General features: G+C 66.1%; 18 protein-coding genes. 2 read left to right on the top strand and 16 right to left on the bottom strand.

From position 1 onward, the window contains the following. Positions 1–30: 30 nt before the first annotated feature. The 9 genes from nusB to alaS all read right to left on the bottom strand — a co-directional run bounded on the left by nusB (position 31) and on the right by alaS (position 9,404). A complete protein-coding gene (gene nusB, locus ABF648_RS02365) occupies positions 31–537 on the bottom strand; it encodes a transcription antitermination factor NusB (RefSeq protein ID WP_415630690.1) in 507 nt (168 codons plus the stop codon). Next, on the bottom strand, positions 534–1,091 hold the full coding sequence (gene efp / locus ABF648_RS02360; RefSeq protein WP_415630689.1) for an elongation factor P: 558 nt from the start codon (positions 1,089–1,091) through the stop codon (positions 534–536). Before efp ends, nusB begins: the two co-directional genes overlap by 4 nt. A 152-nt stretch (positions 1,092–1,243) precedes the next feature. After that, entirely contained in the window at positions 1,244–1,933 is a 690-nt protein-coding gene (locus ABF648_RS02355; RefSeq protein WP_415630688.1) for an FMN-binding negative transcriptional regulator, read from the bottom strand. Between the two features lie 102 nt (positions 1,934–2,035). Continuing rightward, entirely contained in the window at positions 2,036–3,145 is a 1,110-nt protein-coding gene (aroB, locus tag ABF648_RS02350) for a 3-dehydroquinate synthase (protein WP_415630687.1), read from the bottom strand. After that, a complete protein-coding gene (locus ABF648_RS02345) occupies positions 3,142–3,750 on the bottom strand; it encodes a shikimate kinase (RefSeq protein ID WP_415630686.1) in 609 nt (202 codons plus the stop codon). The genes aroB and ABF648_RS02345 overlap by 4 nt, the downstream gene beginning before the upstream one ends. Beyond that, positions 3,747–4,943, bottom strand: coding sequence for a chorismate synthase (gene aroC, locus ABF648_RS02340; RefSeq protein ID WP_415630685.1), 1,197 nt, complete (start codon positions 4,941–4,943; stop codon positions 3,747–3,749). The genes ABF648_RS02345 and aroC overlap by 4 nt, the downstream gene beginning before the upstream one ends. 32 nt (positions 4,944–4,975) lie before the next feature. After that, positions 4,976–6,205, bottom strand: a complete 1,230-nt coding sequence (mltG, locus tag ABF648_RS02335) for an endolytic transglycosylase MltG (protein WP_415630684.1) — start codon at positions 6,203–6,205, stop codon at positions 4,976–4,978. A gap of 3 nt (positions 6,206–6,208) precedes the next feature. Further along, entirely contained in the window at positions 6,209–6,661 is a 453-nt protein-coding gene (ruvX, locus tag ABF648_RS02330; RefSeq protein ID WP_415630723.1) for a Holliday junction resolvase RuvX, read from the bottom strand. 58 nt (positions 6,662–6,719) lie between these two features. Continuing rightward, entirely contained in the window at positions 6,720–9,404 is a 2,685-nt protein-coding gene (alaS, locus tag ABF648_RS02325; protein WP_415630683.1) for an alanine--tRNA ligase, read from the bottom strand. A gap of 194 nt (positions 9,405–9,598) precedes the next feature. On the opposite strand from alaS, the gene ABF648_RS02320 reads away from it, so the two are divergent. Continuing rightward, the gene (locus ABF648_RS02320; RefSeq protein WP_415630682.1) at positions 9,599–10,555 is read left to right on the top strand and encodes a YihY/virulence factor BrkB family protein; all 957 of its coding nucleotides are present in this window, start codon (positions 9,599–9,601) and stop codon (positions 10,553–10,555) included. Between the two features lie 49 nt (positions 10,556–10,604). Here the strand turns inward: ABF648_RS02320 and ABF648_RS02315 are convergent, their stop codons facing one another. The 6 genes from ABF648_RS02315 to ABF648_RS02290 all read right to left on the bottom strand — a co-directional run bounded on the left by ABF648_RS02315 (position 10,605) and on the right by ABF648_RS02290 (position 17,772). After that, complete coding sequence (locus ABF648_RS02315) at positions 10,605–11,597, bottom strand: lactate/malate family dehydrogenase (RefSeq protein ID WP_415630681.1); 993 nt, start codon at positions 11,595–11,597, stop codon at positions 10,605–10,607. Between the two features lie 201 nt (positions 11,598–11,798). Beyond that, entirely contained in the window at positions 11,799–13,175 is a 1,377-nt protein-coding gene (locus ABF648_RS02310) for a replication-associated recombination protein A (RefSeq protein ID WP_415630680.1), read from the bottom strand. A gap of 54 nt (positions 13,176–13,229) precedes the next feature. Next, positions 13,230–14,033 carry a tyrosine-protein phosphatase gene (locus tag ABF648_RS02305; RefSeq protein WP_415630679.1) on the bottom strand — a complete coding sequence of 268 codons (804 nt, stop codon included), beginning with the start codon at positions 14,031–14,033 and terminating at the stop codon, positions 13,230–13,232. Between the two features lie 237 nt (positions 14,034–14,270). After that, positions 14,271–16,112 (bottom strand): aspartate--tRNA ligase, encoded by a 1,842-nt coding sequence (aspS, locus tag ABF648_RS02300; RefSeq protein WP_415630678.1) that lies wholly within the window; start codon positions 16,110–16,112, stop codon positions 14,271–14,273. Positions 16,113–16,160: 48 nt separating this feature from the next. Further along, entirely contained in the window at positions 16,161–17,249 is a 1,089-nt protein-coding gene (locus ABF648_RS02295) for a glycosyltransferase family 1 protein (RefSeq protein WP_415630677.1), read from the bottom strand. Positions 17,250–17,355: 106 nt separating this feature from the next. Next, positions 17,356–17,772 (bottom strand): gamma-glutamylcyclotransferase, encoded by a 417-nt coding sequence (locus ABF648_RS02290; protein WP_415630676.1) that lies wholly within the window; start codon positions 17,770–17,772, stop codon positions 17,356–17,358. A gap of 295 nt (positions 17,773–18,067) precedes the next feature. On the opposite strand from ABF648_RS02290, the gene ABF648_RS02285 reads away from it, so the two are divergent. Further along, positions 18,068–19,297: an MFS transporter gene (locus tag ABF648_RS02285; RefSeq protein ID WP_415630675.1), complete on the top strand. Its 1,230-nt coding sequence runs from the start codon at positions 18,068–18,070 to the stop codon at positions 19,295–19,297. A 95-nt stretch (positions 19,298–19,392) separates the two neighbouring features. Here ABF648_RS02285 and ABF648_RS02280 read toward each other — a convergent pair whose 3' ends face one another. Continuing rightward, a complete protein-coding gene (locus tag ABF648_RS02280) occupies positions 19,393–19,908 on the bottom strand; it encodes an aldehyde dehydrogenase family protein (RefSeq protein WP_415630674.1) in 516 nt (171 codons plus the stop codon). Positions 19,909–19,964: the final 56 nt, after the last annotated feature.

Here is a 19,964-nt window from a genome sequence, read left to right as displayed (position 1 = left end):
CCCGGGGTACCGGCCGGACGGTTACGAAGTTCAGCTGTCCCGCGCGCTGGCGGCCTTGGACAGCATCCCGTTGAGAAATGTCACCGACTCGTCGGTGCTCAGTTCGTTGGCGAGCTCAAGGGCTTCGCTGATCACGGCGTGGGTGGGGATCTCGGTGTAGTCGATCTCCCACACTGCGATGCGGGCCAGATTGCGGTCGATCCGCGGCATCCGCCCCAGGGTCCAATCCCCTGCCAGCGAATCGGCGATCCGGTCGTCCACCGCGCGGCCGTGCTCCTTGTAGCCGTCGATGATCTCGCGGGTGTACTCGCGCACACCGGTGTCGCCCTCCTGCATACGGCGTTCCAGGACCGAGTCGATGCTTTCGTCGCGCAGTTCAGCCTCGAAGAGAATGTCGAGTGCCTGCTTGCGCGACTTGGTGCGCGACGAGTGCCGGGCGCCCGCGTAGTCGGTGCTGGACACCTTCAGCGCGCCAGGCACCGGGGGATGTTCCCCGGGGGCCAGCGGAATGGGTGTGTCGTCGTGCTCCGGGCTCATGCGCGTCCGAGATAGCTGCCGTCTTCGGTGCTGACCTTGATCTTCTCGCCGGTGGAGATGAACAGCGGCACCTGCACCTGCTTCCCGGTCTCCAGCGTGGCAGGCTTGGTGCCGCCGGTGGAGCGATCGCCCTGCAGGCCGGGTTCGGTGTAGGTCACTTCGAGTTCCACCGAGGCGGGCAGGTCGAGGTAGAGCGGGTTCCCCTCATTGGTTGCCACCGTCACCGTCATGCCCTCGAGCATGAAGTCCTTGGCATCACCCACCACGTCCTCGGGGATGGTGAGCTGCTCGTAGGTGCCGGTGTCCATGACGACGAAACCCGACGCATCGGCGTAGAGGTATTGCATGTCCTGCCGGTCCACCTGGGCCATCTCGATCTTGGTGTCGGCGGGGAAGGTACGATCAACGACCTTGCCGTTCAGCACATTCTTGATCTTGGTGCGCACGACGGTGTTGCCCTTGCCGGGCTTGTGGTGCTGGAACCACTGGACCTGCCACAGCTGGCCGTCCAGGTTGAGGACTGTGCCGTTCTTGATGTCGTTGGTCGTTGCCACGTGTTCGCCTTTCACAGTGACTGGTAGTCCGAAAGGCAGCACGAAGCACCCGCCGAGCGGGGTCTTCGAGCCGCGATCAACCATACTAGCGGCCCCGGAGGTCCGCCTCCCGCGAGTGCCGTCCGATGAGGTGCTCAGCTGTTGCCGAGACCCTATTCGGCGCCTGCCTCATGGGCCTCACGGGCATCGTCCACGAGTGCTTCCCGAGCCCTCGCATGGGCCAGGGACTCGGTGCGGAGGAATTCGACGACCTCGTCGGGGGCTGTGCCCTGGAAGTTCTTGGCCGGGTCAGCGGCACGATCGGCCAGGGCGTCCGCGATGCCGAGGATGTTCCCGGAGGACTGGTTCTGGCTCATCTTTGCCTTGCCGGTGACCGACTCGATGACGATCTCGACTCCCACGGCCGAGCGGACCAGGCCGTCGAGCATCCTGGTGGGCAGTTCCCGGAAGTCGAAACCGGAGTGCTGCGCGGCGACCATCTCTGCCATCGCCATCTGGACCCACTCGGGGTCGTCGTGGGCGATCATCCGGCCCCGCACGTGCATCGTGATGTAGTCCCAGGTGGGTACGGCGGCCGGTTCGGGAACATCGCTGGGATCGACATAGCTGTCCGGGCCGTGCAGCACGACAAGCGCGGGGCCCACCTGGTGCCACTGCCTGTTCACCCGGGACAAGTGGGCGTGCAACACTCCGTGCTCGCCCTCATCGGGATGGAAGGTCCACGGCACCAGGGTGGCCTCCGGCCCGTCGGGGCCCACTGTCACCAGGTCGGCGACGCGCACCCGGCTCAGCATCGCGCCCAGCTGCTCAGCGGAATAGCCGAAGTGCTGTGCCACGTACATGATCAGGTCCTGTTCTGCGGCTGCATGAGGCCGGCTTGGTCGAATGCGTCCATGATCCTCGCACCTCCAAGTGGAGGCGTGTCCAGCAAGGGCGGGCGGCGATCAGCTGTGCTGGCCGACCAGAGCCCGGAATGCGTCCACCATCTGCTGCTCGGGAGGATCGACGATCATCGCGACATGACCCTGTTCGCGCAGCCCGACGAAGCGCAGCGTGTTGCCGCGGGTCTTCTTGTCCCGGCTCATCAGCTCGCGCAGGGTCGCCCAGCCGGTGCCGCCGGATTGCGAATCAGGGTACTGGGTGGCGAGCCCGACCGAGCCGAGTACCCGGCGATGCCGCTCGACGACTGAGGCGTCCAGGCCGAGTGCCCGATGGGCCAGTTCCGCCACGAAGACCATGCCAAGAGCCACGCATTCGCCGTGCCGGCGAGCGAAGTGCTCGGAAGCCTCGATGGCATGGCCGAGGGTGTGGCCGTAGTTCAGCTGCTCACGCCCGATGTGCTCACCCACCGAGGTCGCCTCGCGCAGATCGGCCGAGACGACCTTCGCCTTCACCGCCACCGAGCGGGCAATGAGCTCATGAACGCGCTCGCCCGACACGTCCAGGGCCTCGGCCGGATTCTGCTCGACCAGCTCCAGCGTCCGTTCGTCGGCGATGAAGCCGTGCTTGATCACCTCGGCGAGGCCGCTGCGCACCTCGCGCTCGGGCAGCCCGACCAGCAGCAGTGGGTCCTCCAGCACGACGATCGGCTCCCAGAAGGCACCGATCAGATTCTTGCCCTCGGGTAGATCGGCGCCGGTCTTGCCGCCGATCGCTGCGTCCACCATGGCCAGCACAGTGGTGGGCACACTGATCCAGCGCACCCCGCGCAGCCAGGTGGCGGCCACGAAGCCAGCCAGGTCGGTGGTTGCGCCGCCTCCGATGCCGACCACCAGGTCGGTCCGGGTCAGCCCTGCCAGTGCGAGCCTGGACCAGCACTCGGCCAGCACTTGCGAAGTCTTGGCGTGCTCCCCGTCAGGCACCTCGATGAGCACCGGTTCCGCACCCGCGCCGCGCACCAGATCGGCGGCGAGCTGGGCCTTCCCGGACAGCACCTGCGGATGCAGGATGGCCACCTTCGCGGCCCCGCCGACGAATTCCGGGAGCCGTTCGAGCGCGCCCGGTTCGATGATGGCGTCATAGGGATGATCGGTCGCGAAGTGCGCCGTGCTCATCGATTCTCCTCCACGATTGGGGACATCTGTTCGACCGGCCAGCCGAGCATCTCGGACACTGCGGCGGCCACCTCATGGGTCGCCAGGCCATCGGTGCAGACCCGGAAGACGGCCACCTCACGATAGAGCGCCTCGCGCTCGGCGATGAGTGTGGCGAGCTTCCCGGCCACATCACCGCGCAGCAGGGGACGGTGCGTGGAATCGGCGATCCGGCGCACGCCCTCCTCCACCGACATGTCCAGCCACACGACCTGGTGGCCGGACAGCAGGTCACGGACCGCCGGGTTCGTCACGGCTCCACCGCCGAGCGCCACAATGCCATCGCGCTCCAGCAGCTCGCGGGTGACCTCCAGCTCAAGCGCCCGGAAACCCGCCTCCCCCTGGGATGCGAATATCTCGGTCACGGCGCGCCCCTCGCGCTCCTCCAGGAAGCGGTCCGCGTCCACGAAGGCCAGGCCGTGACGCGCAGCGAGCGCCTGCCCGACCGAACTCTTGCCCACCCCGGGCGGCCCCACGAGCACCACCTGGGCGGCACCGACGTCACCACCGCGCACTGGCGACGGCTGAGCTGCCGGGCACGGATCGCCGCCCTGCTGCACGATCACAGGGCCTCCGAGAGACCGCGTTCTGCCACCCTGGCCAGATAACCGCGGTGGTTGCGCCGGCATTCGGCCAGCGAGTCCCCGCCGAACTTGTCCAGGCAGACTTCGGCCAGCACCAGGGCGACCATCGCCTCCGCCACCACTCCTGCTGCCGGGACCGCGCAGACATCGGAGCGCTGGTGATGCGCCACGGCAGCTTCCCCGGTGGTGACATCGATGGTGCGCAGCGGCCTGGGGATCGTGGCGATCGGCTTCATCGCAGCCCGCACCCGGATCACCTCGCCGGTACTCATGCCACCCTCGATACCTCCGGAATGCCTTGTCACGCGCCGGATACCTTCAGGTGAGCCGACGATCTCGTCGTGCGCCTTCGAGCCACGCACCTTCGCCAGCTCGAAACCATCGCCCACCTCGACGCCCTTGATGGCCTGGATGCCCATCAGCGCACCTGCAAGCTTGCCGTCCAGCCGGGTGTCTCCCTCACGCATGGCACCCAACCCGGGGGGACATCCCCAGGCAACCACCTCCACGACACCACCGAGGGTGTCGCCGTCCTTCTGGCATGCCGCGATCTCGGCCTGGATCAGCTGGGAGGCCCGCGGATCGAAGCAGCGCACCGGGTCGGCGTCGATGAGGTCGAGATCGGCCATCCTGGGCAGTTCGTCGACGTGGGCAGGGATTCCGGCCAGTTCGACGACATGGCTGAGCACCGTGATCCCGAAGGCCTGTGCGAGGAAATTCTTGGCCACCTGGCCGATGGCAACCCTGGCAGCAGTCTCGCGGGCGCTGGCCCTCTCGAGCAGCGGGCGCGCCTCGTCCCAGTCGTACTTCTGCATGCCGGCGAGGTCCGCGTGACCCGGCCTGGGGCGGGTCAGCTTGGCATTGCGGGCCAGACCCTCCAGTTCGGTCGGGTCGACCTCGTCGGCGCTCATGACCTTCTGCCACTTGGGCCACTCCGTGTTGGCAACCGTGATCGCGATCGGGGAGCCCAGCGTCTCACCGTGACGGAAACCCGCCGTCAGGGTCACCGAGTCCGCCTCGAAGGACATTCTGGCGCCCCGGCCGGCTCCGAGCCGGCGACGGGCGAGCGCCTCAGCGATGTCATCGCTGGAGACTTTGACGTGGGCGGGGATTCCGTCGAGGGTGGCCACCAGTGCGCACCCATGGGACTCCCCGGCGGTGAGGTAACGAAGCATGGGCCCTAGTATCTCAGCCTTCGCAGTCGCGCTCAGCCGCAGCGCCCGGCGTGGTCCTGGCACCATGCCTGGAACTGCTGGACATTCTTCTCGTGGTCCTCCCCATTGGCCGCAAAATTCGTCTCGCCGGTGTCGGGGTTGACGGTGACGAAGTAGAGCAGATCCCCGCTGGCCGGATGCATGGCGGCATCCAGGGCCTGGCGCCCCGGGTTCGAGATCGGCCCGGGCGGAAGACCGTCCACCAGATAGGTGTTGTAGGGCGAGTTCACAGCCCTTTCGGCGTCAGTCGTGGTGACCGTGCCGGAGGTATTGGTCGCATAGTGCACGGTGGCGTCGGACTGCAGCTTCATGCCCTTGTCGAGCCGGTTGTAGAAGACCTCTGCCATCTGCGGCCCGTACTGGGGTTTCACCGTCTCGCGCTCGATGATGCTGGCCACGATCACCACATCCAGCGGGGAACGGTGAATGGCCTCGGCACGTGACTCGAGGCCGTCCTGCGCGGCCACCGTGTTGAACTGCTTGACCATGTCCCCCATCAAGGTGCGCGCCGTCGACTGGCTGTTGAAGGTGTAGGTGTTCGGGAAGAGGAAACCCTCGGTATTGCCCTTCGCGTAGCCCGGAAGGCCCAGACCAGTGGGGTTGGCGGCGATCGCGTCGAATTGGGCGACAGGAATACCTGTGGAGTCATGGACCTTGGCGAAGACCTCGGTGTTGCGCAGCCCCTCAGGGAGGGTGACCTGCTGCGTGATGATGTTCGCGGGGTCGACCAGGGCGGTGACGGCTGCCTTGGCCGACATCTGCTTCTTCAGGCGATAGGTGCCGGAGTGGATGGAGTTGGTTCTCGGATCCGAACGTGCCGCACGCATGAAGGCGCGCGAGGACGCCACCACGTCCTGGGACACCAGCAGATCGCCCATCTGCCCGACCGATTGCCCGGCATCGATGTCCACCAGAACCTGGCCGGTTCCTTCGCCCCCGTAGTCAGCGCCCTGGTAGGCGCGCCAGGCCTCGCCGATCTTGTGATAGGCGAACATGCCGCCACCCACCAGCACGGCCAGCGAGACCATCACCACCAGCAGCGTGCGAGGCCAGGTGCGGCGTGTACGCCCCCCCGAGGATTGACGGCGAGTCTTCCTGGCGCCCCGCTTCTCTGCGTGGGTGTGCTGGGTGTCCCGGCGTGCCCGGCTCGGTGCGGCCTGCCGCCCAGGAGTACCCAGCAGACCGTCCAGACCGTCGTCATCGGCGCGTCTCTTGGCAGCCACGCCTCACACCTCTCTTCCAGTGGCGGGAATCAGATTCCCAGGAGCACATCCGGTGCGCTTCTCCATCTCGATGGCCTGTTCGAGGATCGCCACAGCGGCGGCCTGGTCGATGATGGCCTTCCGCGTGCGGGCGTGGTGCCCGGTTTCGGCGAGCTGCTTGGCGGCACTGGCCGTGCTGAGCCGCTCGTCGATCAGCCTCACATCCATGCCCAGGGCCTGGGCGATGCTGGCGCCCACGTCGAGCATCGTGGTGGCGGCAATGCCGCGTCGTCCGCGCAGGTCTATCGGCATGCCCAGCACGATTTCCAGCGGCTCGTACTCGGCGGCGATCTCCTTGAGCCTGGGCAGCGCACCGGAGTTGTTCGGCACCGTCTCCACCGGATAGGCCAGCAGTCCCTCACGATCGCAGGCGGCCACGCCGATACGGGCCTTGCCCCAGTCGACGCAGATCCGCACCCCCACCCGCCAGCCCGTGGGCCCGAGGTCATCGGGGAGCTCAGGACCACCGGGGGCTTCAGCCACGAGCGCGCCCGAGGTCATTCTTGACGGCCTGCAGAGCCTGGGCTGCTTTGGACGCATCCGATCCACCGCCCTGCGCCAGATCGTCCTTGCCTCCGCCACGCCCACCGAGCTCGGCTGCGCCCAGACGGACGAGTTCTCCTGCCCGAAGTCCTTTGTCACGTGCCTGCTTGGTGGTCGCGATGACCAATGCAGGCTTAGCCGCGGATCCGCCGACCAGAGCGACCACACCTGTGCGGCCCTCGAGTTTGTCGCGAATCTGGCCGGCCAGGGTGCGCAGCGAGCCCGCATCCGTGCCGTCGAGGCTGCGCCCGGCGAACAGCACCTGGTTCACGTCGACCGCTGCGTCGGCGATCTGGCCCGCCTGGGCCAGCAGCTGGCCGGTCTTCAGCGCGGCGATGCGCTTCTCGGCATCCTTCAGCTCTGCCACCAGGGAAGAGACCCGTTCGGTGAGCTGCTCTGGCTGCACCTTGAGCATGCCGGTGAGCTCATTCACCAGGGCCCGCTCCCCCGCCATGTGTGCAAAGGCATCGGTGCTGACCAGCGCCTCGACACGGCGGGTGCCCGCACCCACAGACTGCTCGGACAGCAGCGTCACCATGCCGATCTGGGAGGCACGCTCAACGTGGGTGCCGCCACACAGCTCACGGCTCCACGGACCGCCCATCTCGACGACGCGGACGATCTCGGGATACTTCTCCCCGAACATCGCCATCGCGCCCATCTTCTTGGCCTCGGCCAGTGGCATCTGGGAGGCGCTCACCGCGAGGTCGTCACGCACGGCGACATTGCAGCGAGCCTCGATCTCTGCCTTGAGCTCGGGTGAGAGTCCCTTGGCGGAGCTGAAGTCGAAGCGCAGGTAGCCGGGTTTGTTGTACGAGCCGGCCTGGGTGGCGGTGGGCCCGACGAGCTCGCGCAGCGCAGCATGCAGAACATGCGTGGCGGAGTGCGCCTGACAGGCACCCTGACGGTTGGCGGCGTCCACAACGGCCTCAACCGATTCTCCGACGGCAATCTCGCCACTGCCCTTGATGGTGTGCACGATCAGGCCCGGCACCGGGCGCTGCACATCGAGCACGTCGAAGTTTCCGCTGGGTGCGGAGATGATGCCCGCATCGGCGTCCTGGCCGCCCATCTCGGCGTAGAAGGGCGTCTCATCGAGGATGACCTCGGCGGTCTGGCCCGGCTCCACGCGGTCGACGCTGTGGCCGTCCACGATGAGCCCTCGCACGGTGGTGGGGATGTCGAGGTCGGTGTACCCGACGAAGGGGATCTCGCCCATTTCTCGGAGGGCCTTGTAGGCAGTGGTGGCCTGCCCACCGGTCTTCTTGGCCTTGGCATCTGCCTTGGCCCGGGCGCGCTGGGCGTCCATCAGGGAGCGGAAGGCAGCCTCGTCGACGCTCAGCCCCTGCTCGTCGGCCATCTCCAGCGTCAGGTCGATCGGGAAGCCATAGGTGTCGTGCAGCTGGAAGGCCTTGTCACCGCCGAGCACCGTGCCGCCCTGTGCTCGGGTCTGCGCCACGGCCATGTCGAACAGCTGGATGCCGGAGTTGAGAGTGCGTGCGAAGTTCGCCTCTTCGGTTTCGGCGGAGTCCTTGATCCTGTCCCACTGGGTGTCAATGTCGGGGTAGGTGGTGTGCATGCACTCCCGGCTCACCCCGAGCAGTTCGACCAGGCAGGGGTCGTGCACGCCGAGCAGCCTCATGGACCGGATGGAGCGCCGCATCAGCCGGCGCAGCACATAGCCGCGCGCCTCATTGCTGGGCGTCACGCCGTCGGTCATGAGCATGAGGGAGGAGCGGATGTGGTCGCCCACCACGCGCAGCCGCACGTCGTCGGTGTGGTCGGCGCCGTAGCGTCGCCCGGCGAGCTCGGAGGCGCGGGCGATGACGGGAAAGACCTCATCGGTCTCGTACATGTTGTCCACGCCTTGCAGCAGATAGGCGATCCGCTCCAGGCCGGCGCCCGTGTCGATGTTGCGCATCTTCATCGGCCCGACGATGTCGAAGTCGTCCTTGGCCCGCACGGTGCCGAGTTCCTCGGTCTCGAAGACCAGATTCCAGATCTCCAGGAAACGGTCCTCGTCGACGACCGGACCGCCGTCTGGACCGTACTGCGGGCCACGGTCGATGTAGATCTCCGAGCAGGGGCCGCCGGGGCCGGGGACGCCCATGTGCCAGTAGTTGTCCTTCAGCGAGCGGCCCTGGATGTGCTCGGGGGGCACGCCCACCTTCAGCCATGTTTCTCTGGCCTCGACATCGCCCTCTGGGTAGTCGGGGTGGTAGCCCGGCCCGAGGACGGTGACCCACACCTTGTCGGGGTCGAATCCGAAACCGCCCTTGGGCTGCTCGGTGGTGACCAGCTCCCAGGCCCAGGTGATGGCCTCTGTCTTGAAGTAGTCGCCGAAGCTGAAATTTCCCAGCATCTGGAAGAAGGTACCATGCCGGGTGGTCTTGCCCACCTCTTCGATGTCAAGGGTGCGCACGCACTTCTGGATGCTGGTGGCGCGCTTCCACGGCGAGACCTGCTCGCCCATCAGATAGGGCTTGAAGGGCACCATGCCAGCATTGACGAACAGCAGCGTGGGATCGTTGTACAGCAGCGAGGCACTGGGCACTGCGGTGTGCCCTCTGGACACGAAGAAGTCTTGGTAGCGTCGGCCGATTTCGGCTGCTTTCATGTGTCGTGATCTCCCGCTGATGCCATCTGCGCCCTGCGCGCAAACCGGTTCCCAAGACTAGCGCGAGAGCTAGAGTTCCCAGACGAAACCCAATTCGCACCTTGTCATCGCCGCATCGGGAGCGGTATCGCAGCATGCGACCTGGCAGCGACGCGAGAGTACGGGAGTAAAGGCAAGCCAACCAGGAGCTCATCATGGTCGAGAGCGAGAAGACCAGTGGCAAGTCGTCGGTCAATGCAGATGAGGCCACCGATCAGGGCAATGTCTTCACGGCGGAGCCGCCTGCGACGAAGCTGCAGCGGATGAAGGCCTTCGTGCAGCGGATCGGCAAGGATCGGATCACCGATCAGGCCGCCGCGCTCACCTACTACACGGTGTTCTCCGCGTTCCCGATGCTCATCGCGCTCATCTCGGTGCTGAAACTGGTGGGCCAGGACGGCCGTGTCCAACCGATCATGGATCAGTTCATCGCGAAATCGGTGCCGGACCAGGCGATGGCGACCACTCTCACCGAGGTGGTCCAGGGCTTCCTTGATTCCGGTGGTGCCGGTCTCGGTCTGGTCATCGGCATTCTGCTGGCCCTGTGGTCCGCCTCGGGCTATGTCGGCGCCTTCGCCAGGGCCGCCAACAGCCTGCACGATGTCGAGGAGAGCAGGGGTTTCGTCAAGCTGAAGGCCCAGCAGCTGGCCCTCACGGCGATGATGGTGGTATTCATGATCGTCATGGTCGTGGCATTCAGCGCAGGGCCGCTGGTCCGCTGGCTCGCCAACATGCTGGCGCTGGGCCAAGCCGCAGAGAGCTTCGGCGCCATCTGGACCTGGCTGCGCTGGCCAGTCATCTTCGTCCTGATGATCATCATGGTCTCGGCGCTGTTCCGGTTCGCCCCGGACAACATTGGCAGGAAGGTGCCCTTGATCAGCAGGGGTTCGGTGACGGCGATCATCGTCTCGCTGCTCGCGGTGGTCGGCTTCAACTTCTATGTGTCGATGTTCGGCAACTACCAGAAGACCTATGGCGCGCTGGCCGGTGTCATCATCGCCCTGCTGCTCATCTGGATCGTCTCGACGGTGCTGCTCGTCGGTGTGCTCATCGACGATGAACGCACCAAGGCCTTGCCGGGAGGCGGCCAGACCGACACCAAGCTCGGTTGAGCGCACCGACGCTCTCAACCGACCTTGTCGCATGGGTGAGCCGACAATTTCAGTGACCGACCAGGGCTGCATTCCCCGCACCCGCCGCGGCAATGGTCTGCTGGACGTAGTCGATGGAAATCTGCAGTTGTGCGCTCTCCCAGTCATCCAGCGTGACAGGGATGCGGCGCTCCAGCCCACCACGCCCGATCACCGAGGGCATGGACAGCGCCACATCGCCGTCGTGACCGTATTCGCCGTGCAGCGTGGAGCTGGCCGGCCAGATCGCCTGCTCATCGAGCACCACGGCACGGGCCAGCAGCACTGCGGATTGCGCGACACCGGCATTGGTCCAGCCCTTGGCGTTGAGCAGGTCGAATGCCGCCTTGACCACCTGGCGGCGCACCTGCTCGGGTGTGATGGGCGCGAAATCCGGGAACGCGCTGGGCAGCTCGTCCCAACGCAGGCCGCCGATGCTGACCCTGCTGAGCACCGGGAATGCCGTGGCGCCGTGCTCGCCCATCATGTAGCCGCTGACGCTGCTCGGGCTGATACCCAGCCGGGCGGCGATGGCCTGGCGCAGCCTGGCGGAATCAAGCATGGTGCCAGTGCCGAGGACCCTGCCGCTGGGATAGCCGAATTCGTTCTCGGCGATGTAGACCATGGTGTCCAGCGGGTTGGTGATGAGGATGACGATCGCGTCGTGGGTGTGCGAAGCGATATCGGCCATCACCTGCCTGATCACCCGTGAGCTCACGTCGGTCAGCAGGGTGCGATCGGGTTCGGCATCGGGATGCTCGGGATCCTTGACGATGCTCTGGCCGGCGGCGCAGATGATGATGTCCGCGTCGGTGTAGTCCCCGGGTGTGCCCGGATGCACGTCGACGCTGGTGAGCGAGGGCAGCGCGGTGGCGTGCAGCTGGTCCATCGCCTCGCCGCGCGCCACGCCATCGTCAGCGTCGATGACGGCGATTTCTGCGAACAGGCCGGCTTTCATGGCATCTGCCAGCACATAGGAACCGACGTGGCCGGCTCCGGTGACGACCAACTTGGTGGGTTTCATGGGCTTCCTTCCGATCCTTTCCGAGCCGATGACCGGTGATCTCGAATCCGCCGCGGCATGGCCCCGATAGCTGATCATCAGTGGCGCGCTGCGGGTTGGCGATGCGCGTCCTCATGCGCTCTTGTTCCACCGGGTGCACCGATGGATCGATTGACCTCACGACGCACTCACTCGGATCCAGTCTCCACTCGAATTCGGAACTCATTCGGGCTCAGCCAGGATACGGCGGATCAATTCCAGCCGCTCGGCGACCGTGGCTTCGTTGCCGTGCTCGCTGGGTTGGTAGTAGCGGGTGCCCACCAGATCATCGGGCAGGTATTGCTGCGGGGCCACCCCGTGCGGCCAGTCGTGGGCGTAGCGGTAGCCCACGCCGTGGCCCAGATCGGCGGCGCTGGCGTAGTGGGCGTCCCTGAGGTGGGCTGGCACCGTGCTGCCCTTGCCCGCCGCCACATCTTTCTGGGCACTGTTGATGGCAGCGATGACGGCATTGGACTTGGGGGCGGTGGCCGCGGCGATGGTGGCGTGGGCCAGGTTGATGCGGGCCTCGGGCATGCCGATCAGCTGCACGGCCTGGGCGGCTGCCACGGCGGTCTGCAGCACCGAGGGTGCTGCCATGCCGATGTCTTCGCTGGCCAGCACGATGAGGCGGCGCGCGATGAAGCGGGGATCCTCCCCTGCCTCGATCATCCGGGCAAGGTAGTGCAGCGCGGCGTCCACATCAGAACCGCGCACCGACTTGATGAATGCGCTGATCACGTCGTAGTGCTGGTCACCCTGCCGGTCGTAGCGCACCGCCGCCCGGTCCACCGCCCGGGCCACATCCTCGGGCCGGATCGATGAGCCGCCGGCTGCGCTGGCTCCCGCAGCGGCCTCCTCCAGATAGCTCAGCGCCCGCCGGGCGTCACCTGCTGCCAGCCGCACCAAGTCCTCGCGTGCCTCGGATTCCAGCTCGTATTCGCTGCCCCCGGGCGTGCGCAGGCCGCGTTCGTCGTGCAGCGCGCGGCCGATGAGCTCGCCGATGTCCTCGTCGCTGAGCGATTTCAGGGTGAGCAGCAGGGAGCGGGAGAGCAGTGGCGAGATCACGGAGAAGGAGGGATTCTCGGTGGTGGCGGCGATGAGCGTGATCAGGCGGTTCTCCACGGCGGGCAGCAGCACATCCTGCTGGGCCTTGGAGAAGCGGTGCACCTCGTCGATGAACAGCACGGTGGGACGTCCATGGGCCAATTCGCGCCGTGCCATGTCGAGTTCGCGGCGGACATCCTTCACGCCTGCGGTGACGGCCGACAGTTCGACGAACCGACGGTTGGTGGCGTGCGAGACGACCGATGCGATGGTGGTCTTGCCGACTCCGGGCGGGCCCCACAGGAAAACGCTCATCGCCGTGCTGCCCTCGGCCAGCCGTCTCAGTGGCGAACCGGGGCCGAGAAGGTGCTTCTGGCCGACGATCTCGTCCAGGGCGCGCGGACGCATGCGCACTGCCAGGGGTGCCATGCCAGCGGGGACGCCGCCGAGTGAGCCGCCGGTCCCGGCCGGCTCTGGCTCCTCGTCGAGATTGCCGAACAGGTCCTCAGCCACCATGGCAGCCTAGCGCCGGAGGCTGACAGGACCCGCGAGCCGGCGCACCGAGCAGGGTCAGCCGAGCAGTTTGGTCTCCAGCGCCTGCTGGTCGTCCGCGGTCCATCCGGCACGGTCCAGATAATCATTCATCGAGCCGTAGTGGTCGTCCACAAGGGCGAACAGGCCCTGCATCGCCTCGGCCGGGGTGGACTGGCCGTGCACGGTGAGGTTGTCGTTGCGGTGCACGCTTCCCGCGTCTGCGATGCGGCAGCCAAGACGGTCGATGATCTTGAGGACCCGCAGGTTGCTGGCCTCGTAGTCGGCGACGATGGTCTCCCGGTCGACGCCCACCGCACTGAGCACCACCGCGATGACCGTGCCTGTGCGATCCTTGCCAGCGGCGCAGTTCACCAGCGTGGCGCCTTGCGCCGTGGCGATGGTGCGCATCGCGGAGGTGACGCTGTCGGGGCGCCCGGACAGATAGTGCATGTAGTGGATGGACAGCGCCTGCGCCCGGGGCACCGGCGTGCCGACCGTGTGCAGATTCTTGTCCTTCATCCATGGCGGAATGGTCTGGCCGGGCACCTCTTTGGGGTAGAGCGAGAAGTCATGGAAGCTCACCCCAGGGTCGTCCGACAGCGGCCCCTGCCCCGTCTCGTGGATCTCCATGTCGGTACGCAGGTCGACGACATCGGTGAGCCCGTATTCGTCGCGCAGGATGACGGTCGAGCCGGGCGTCAGGTCCGACAGATTGTCGCTTCGCAGCAGGGTGCGCGGCGCGATCGTGCGGCCACCCGCCGCGGGCAGTCCGCAGAGACCGCGCAGGTTGCAGACGCCCTCGAGATCGATCCAGTGGGGGGTGTACGGCTCCGCATACATGGCGCCAGCCTACGGAATCTGCCAGCAGGCCCCAAGCCGCACTCGCGTCGCGGACACAGCTCTGGTCACCTGACGACTCCTGGAGCAGGGCCGGGCACCATCCCACCAGCACTTTCACCCCACATCCGCGCCGGTGTGCGCCGATGTGCAGATGGACTGCGATCCTGACCGGTACACGGCACAGCCAGCATCGCAGTCCATCTCGGCGAAAGCCTGGGGAATGACTCGGCTTGCTCCTCAGTTCTTGGCCGGGACGCTGTCCTTGGAGGAGCCGGACTTCGAGTTCTTGGCTTCGCCGTCCTTCTTCTTGGGTGCGGGCTTGAAGTCCACACCGGCCTCGCGGCGCTGCGCCTTGGTTATGGGGGCAGGTGCCGAGGTGAGCGGGTCGAAGCCGTTGCCGGTCTTCGGGAAGGCGATGACATCTCGGATCGAGTCGAAACCACCGAGCAGCATGACGAGCCGGTCCCAGCCGAAGGCGATGCCGCCGTGCGGCGGGGCGCCGAATTTGAAGGCGTCGAGCAGGAAGCCGAACTTGCGCTGGGCTTCCTCGGGGCCGATGCCCATCACATTGAAGACGCGCTCCTGGATGTCACGGCGGTGGATACGGATGGACCCGCCGCCCACCTCGTTGCCATTGCAGACGAAGTCGTAGGCGTACGCCAGCGCCGAACCCGGGTCGGTGTCGAAGGTGTCCATGCAGTCCGGCTTCGGCGAGGTGAAGGCGTGGTGCACGGCGGTCCAGGCGCCTGCTCCGACGGCCACGTCACCCTCGGCGACAGCCTCGCTGGTGGGCTTGAACAGCGGAGCGTCCACCACCCAGCAGAAGGCCCAGCCCTTGGGGTCGTACAGATTGCAGCGACGCCCGATCTCCAGACGTGCTGCGCCGAGCAGCTCCTGAGATGCGGTGCGGGCACCGGCGGCGAAGAAGATCGCATCTCCCGGCTTCGCCCCGACCAGCTCGGCGATTCCGGCGCGCTCGGTGTCGGAGATGTTCTTGGCGACCGGCCCGGCAGGTGTGCCGTCCTCGCCGAGGGTGATGTAGGCCAGACCCTTCGCACCGCGCTGCTTGGCCCATTCCTGCCAGGCGTCGAACTGGCGGCGCGGCAGGGACGCCCCGCCGGGCATGACGACGGCCCCGACATAGGGATTCTGGAAGACCCGGAAGGGGGTGTTGGCGAAGAACTCTGTGACCTCGGTGATCTGCAGTTCGAAGCGCAGATCGGGCTTGTCGGAGCCGTAGTGGTCCATGGCGTCCTGCCAGCTGATGCGTGGCAGAGGAAGCGGCAGGTCGACGCCGATGAGCTTCCAGCAGGCCGACATCAGTTCCTCGCCGAGTGCGATGACATCATCCTGGTCGACGAAGCTCATCTCCACATCGAGCTGGGTGAACTCGGGCTGGCGATCGGCGCGGAAGTCCTCGTCGCGGTAGCAGCGGGCGATCTGGTAGTAGCGCTCCATGCCGGCCACCATGAGCAACTGCTTGAACAGCTGGGGGCTCTGCGGAAGGGCGTACCAGCTGCCCGGCGACAGCCGGGCCGGTACCAGGAAGTCACGGGCACCTTCTGGCGTCGACCGGGTCAGCGTCGGGGTTTCGATCTCGACGAAGTTGTGTGCGTCCAGCACCTTGCGGGCTGCGGTGCTCACCTTGGACCGCAGCACCAGGGCATTGTGCATCCGGGGACGGCGCAGGTCGAGGTAGCGGTACTTCAGCCGGGCATCCTCACCGACCGTGGTGTGCTCGTCCACCGGGAAGGGCAGCGGGGCAGCGCGGTTGAGCACGTCCAACTCGCTGATGTTGACCTCGATCTCACCGGTCGCCATGTCAGGGTTCGCGTTGCCCTCCGGGCGCGGCTCGACCACTCCGGTCACGGCGATGCAGAACTCATTGCGCAGATCGTGGGCGCCGGAGGAGGCAAGCACCTCGTCGCGGATCACCACTTGTGCGATGCCGCTGGCATCCCGCAGATCGATGAAGGCAACTCCACCATGATCTCGGCGGTGGGCCACCCATCCCGCCAGGGTCACAGTCTTGCCTTCGTCGGACGCCCGCAGCGTTCCGGCTTCGTGGGTTCGGATCACAGTGCTATTCCCTTCTTGTCCGGGCATCGACAGTGCTCGGACCGAAGGTCATTGTTTCACGGACTGCGTCAAAGCCTGGTTCGGGAACCAGCTCTCGATCTGCTGCACGATGGCATCGTTGCCGGTGGCACGGGCATGGTGGCTGAGAATCCATTGTGTGATCGAACCATCGGCGCAGGCATCGAGTTTGGCCTGGGCGGCCGGCGGATCGCGCAGAATCTGCTCCAGCATCTCGGCCGCTTCGCGCTCCGAGTCATAGAGATAGGGGTACTCGGGCGGAAGAAGTGCTGTGGCCCAGGGGGCTTTCGGCAGCACGCCGACGGCCCCTGCGAGCAGGGCCTCCAAGTATTCAAGGCCGTAGGCCTCCTGCTGGGAGGTGGACAGGAACGCGGTCACATGGGCCAGCGACTCCCAGTAAGTGTCTCGTTCTGCCGACAGCGGGCCCACCTTCGCCCAGCGCGGCGAGGACATCTTCACCGCCTGCAGGGTGACCAGGTCGCGCGGCCCCAGGTGCGCCTCCATCTGCAGCGGCACGTTCGCGGCCACCCTGCTCATGATCGACATGAAGACCTTTGGCTGCTTGTCAGCACTGACATGGATGGTCGGGTACAGCACCACCGGCAGCTCTGCCGGTTTGCGCGGTTGCAGCAGGTCGTCCCGGATGCCGGGCTGGAACCAGGCGATCTTGGCCTCGTTGGCCAGGGGGGCTATGGCCCAGCGGTGCGCCACCTCTGCCACCTCGGTGGCCGTTCTCTCTCCCGAACACAGGGTGGGGAAGAGCGCATAGCTCAGGCCCATGGCAGCGAAATTGACTCGGTGGTGATAGTGCCGCGGGGGCAGCCACTGCAGGTTCATGATCAATGGCTCGGCACCTCGACGGTGCAGCGTCTGGAAGACCCCCACCGAATCCATCACGTCGAGATTGATGACGAGATCGTTCTCGGCGTCCAGGTCGACCAGACGTTTGATCTCCACATCGGTGCAGTGTTCCTGCTCGAAGCCGACGAGGCAGGCTCCGGGGAAGATCTTGAGCAGCCGCTCGACGATGGCACCCGCTCCGCCATGGATAGCCAAAGTCCCGTTGTCGTCGACGAGCGGCTCGTCCACGAGCGCCCCGTACTTGATGGCAATTGTCATGTGAACTCCGTTGTCCCCGGCGCCTGCGAACCAACTCCGCAGGCGTCTGTTGGGGCCACAATATCGAGCACATCACAGCTTGTCAGCCGGGACGAGACCGTCCGCGTCAGGTGAGCGGAAGCCCTGCCTTCTCCAGATAGGCGTGCCATCCGCCCTGGTCGCTGATGTCCTTGACACCCGGAAGCGACAGGGCCTCGTCGCGCATCCGCATGCAGAGGCTGGCAGACCCATCGGCCATTTCGATGAGACACAATTCCAATTCACTGGGCTCGTCTGGCAGCTGGACGTCCCTGAGGAGCTCGTAGGTCATTTCATAGAGCTCACCGGGCACGGCGAAACCGCCGTCACCGACGTAGTAGAGACCCGGGAATTCGTCGCGAACAGAGTAGAACCGATATTTGGGCGCAGTCTGCGTCTTTGCAACCAGAACCGCCCCGCTGTCCAGCAAAATCTGATTCATCGAGCCGCCGGTGGTGGCTTGCCCGTCGACGAACATCCTCAGCTTCACTACGTCTTCCTTCACTTCGCGTGTTGTCGCAGCTCCGATTTCGACGCAATTGCACACAGGTTCGTGCAATCCCCACCGGGCCGACCGGCAAAGCTACCACCACGGGCGCGCGCTCGGCCAACGCAGGTGAGAACACGTTGAACACGCCCAGATCTGTCGGCGGCGTTCAGTCCGGGCCCGTCCATGGATCACGTCGTGTCGCACTTGCATGCGGGACCGAGTCGAGCCGTTCGGGGAGACGCCCGAAGAAGCGGCATTGCCCGCGCACCGAACCCGCCCTACTGTCGAGACGCAATTGCGCGGAGGAGGATTGATCACGCCCAGTCAGCCGGACCAGCTCGCATGGATGGGGCATCGCAAGGGATCCAGGGAGTACCGGCGCATCCTTGTGGCCCTGTTGGGTGCTGGCATCGCCACCTTCGCGCAGCTCTACTCGCCGCAGGGAATTCTTCCCCGGCTCGCCACAGATCTGCGCATCAATGCTTCTCAGTCGAGCCTAGTTGTCTCGGCGGCCACCTTCGGCCTGGCGCTGGCAGCGCTGCCCTGGTCGCTGGTGGCCGACCGGATCGGGCGGATCCGCGCGATGCGGATCGCACTGGTCGCCGCCACTGTCTTCGGGCTGATCATGCCCTGGAGCCAGTCGTTCGGTTTTCTCATGGTCATCCGTGTCCTGGAGGGTGCGGCCCTCGGCGGCATTCCCGGCGTCGCGGTCACCTATCTCAGCGAAGAGATCCATATGGCCCATGCAGCCGTGGCAGCCGGCACCTATGTTTCCGGAACTTCACTCGGCGGACTGCTCGGCAGGCTGGTCGCTGCGCCCATCGCCGATGAATTCAATTGGCGGATCGGCACCTTCACGGTCGCGATCATCGCGGCGATCGCGACATCGGTGTTCTTCTTCATCACTCCGCCGCCGCGGGGTTTCACGCCGCGCCCGGTGTCAGTGGGACAGGTGGCGCACGCCATTGGCGGCCACATGCGAAATCCCGGGCTGCTCGTGTTGTACGGCCAGGGATTTCTGCTGATGGGAGGTTTTGTCGCCACCTACAACTACTTGGCATTCCGTCTGGAAAGGGCCCCTTTCCACATGCCTGTAGGGCTCACCAGTCTGCTCTTCTTGGCATATCTGGCCGGAACGGTGACTTCCCGAGTTGCCGGCGACTTGGCAAGCAGGTGGGGACGAGGTCCTGTACTGCTCGGCTCCACCGGGCTGATGATCATCGGAATACTGGTGACATTGTCGATGTCACTTCCGGTGATCATCATCGGCCTGGTGATCTTCACCGCCGGTTTCTTCGGGGCGCATTCCATCGCCTCGGGATGGGCAGGGGCGAGGGCAACCCGCAACCGCTCCCAATCGGCGTCGTTGTACAACTCCTGGTACTACATCGGCTCCAGCCTGTTCGGCTTTCTCGGTGGCATTGCCTGGTTGCATCTCGGCTGGCCGGGGCTGGTGACCATGGTCGCGGGCCTGGCCGTGTTCGCAGGAATCTGGGCGCTCACGACCTGTCTGCCGGACAGGCACCAGGAGCAGCACTGATCTCCGGTCCATCAGGATGGTTCGGGTGGGTCGGCTGACGCCGTGCAACCGGTGTCATGACCGAAACCGCACGGTTTGCGCCTGAAGCCCCAGCCCTATCGGGCGGTGAACGCTCTGAGCAGTTTCAGTCCACGGGTCACCGTCCGTGTCCAGGGCTGGGCCGGGGAACCAGTAGGAAGACCGAGATTGTGCAGCCGTTGCTGGGCGATGGTCTGTGCCTCGGTGTACTTGAGGATGCCGTCCGAGCCGTGCCGGCGTCCCAGGCCGGAGTCCCCCACGCCACCCATCGGCGCATCGATGCTGCCCCAGGTGGCTGCGAAGGCCTCGTTCACGTTGACCGAACCGGCGTGGACGCGCGCGGCGACTGCCCGGGCGCGCATGCCGTTGCGTCCCCACACGCTGGCGTTGAGACCGTACGGCGAATCATTGGCCATCTCGATGGCGCCCTCGACGTCCTTGTAGGGGTACACCGAAACAACCGGGCCGAAGGTCTCATGGCTGCACAGCGTCATGTCCGGCGTGACGCCGGTGAGAATGGTCGGTTCGTAGAACAACGGACCGAGGTCGGGGCGCGCCGCGCCCCCCCCCCCCCCCCCCCCCCCCCCCGCCACCCCCGGCTAGCCAAGTTCGGGAACCCGCGTCACGTGGGACGGCGGGGGGAGGGGGA

The organism is Propionibacterium sp. (assembly GCF_047719395.1).
Lineage (GTDB): Bacteria > Actinomycetota > Actinomycetes > Propionibacteriales > Propionibacteriaceae > Propionibacterium.
Note: the sequence above shows the minus strand (reverse complement) of the source record. Positions and strands in the feature narration are given on the sequence as shown.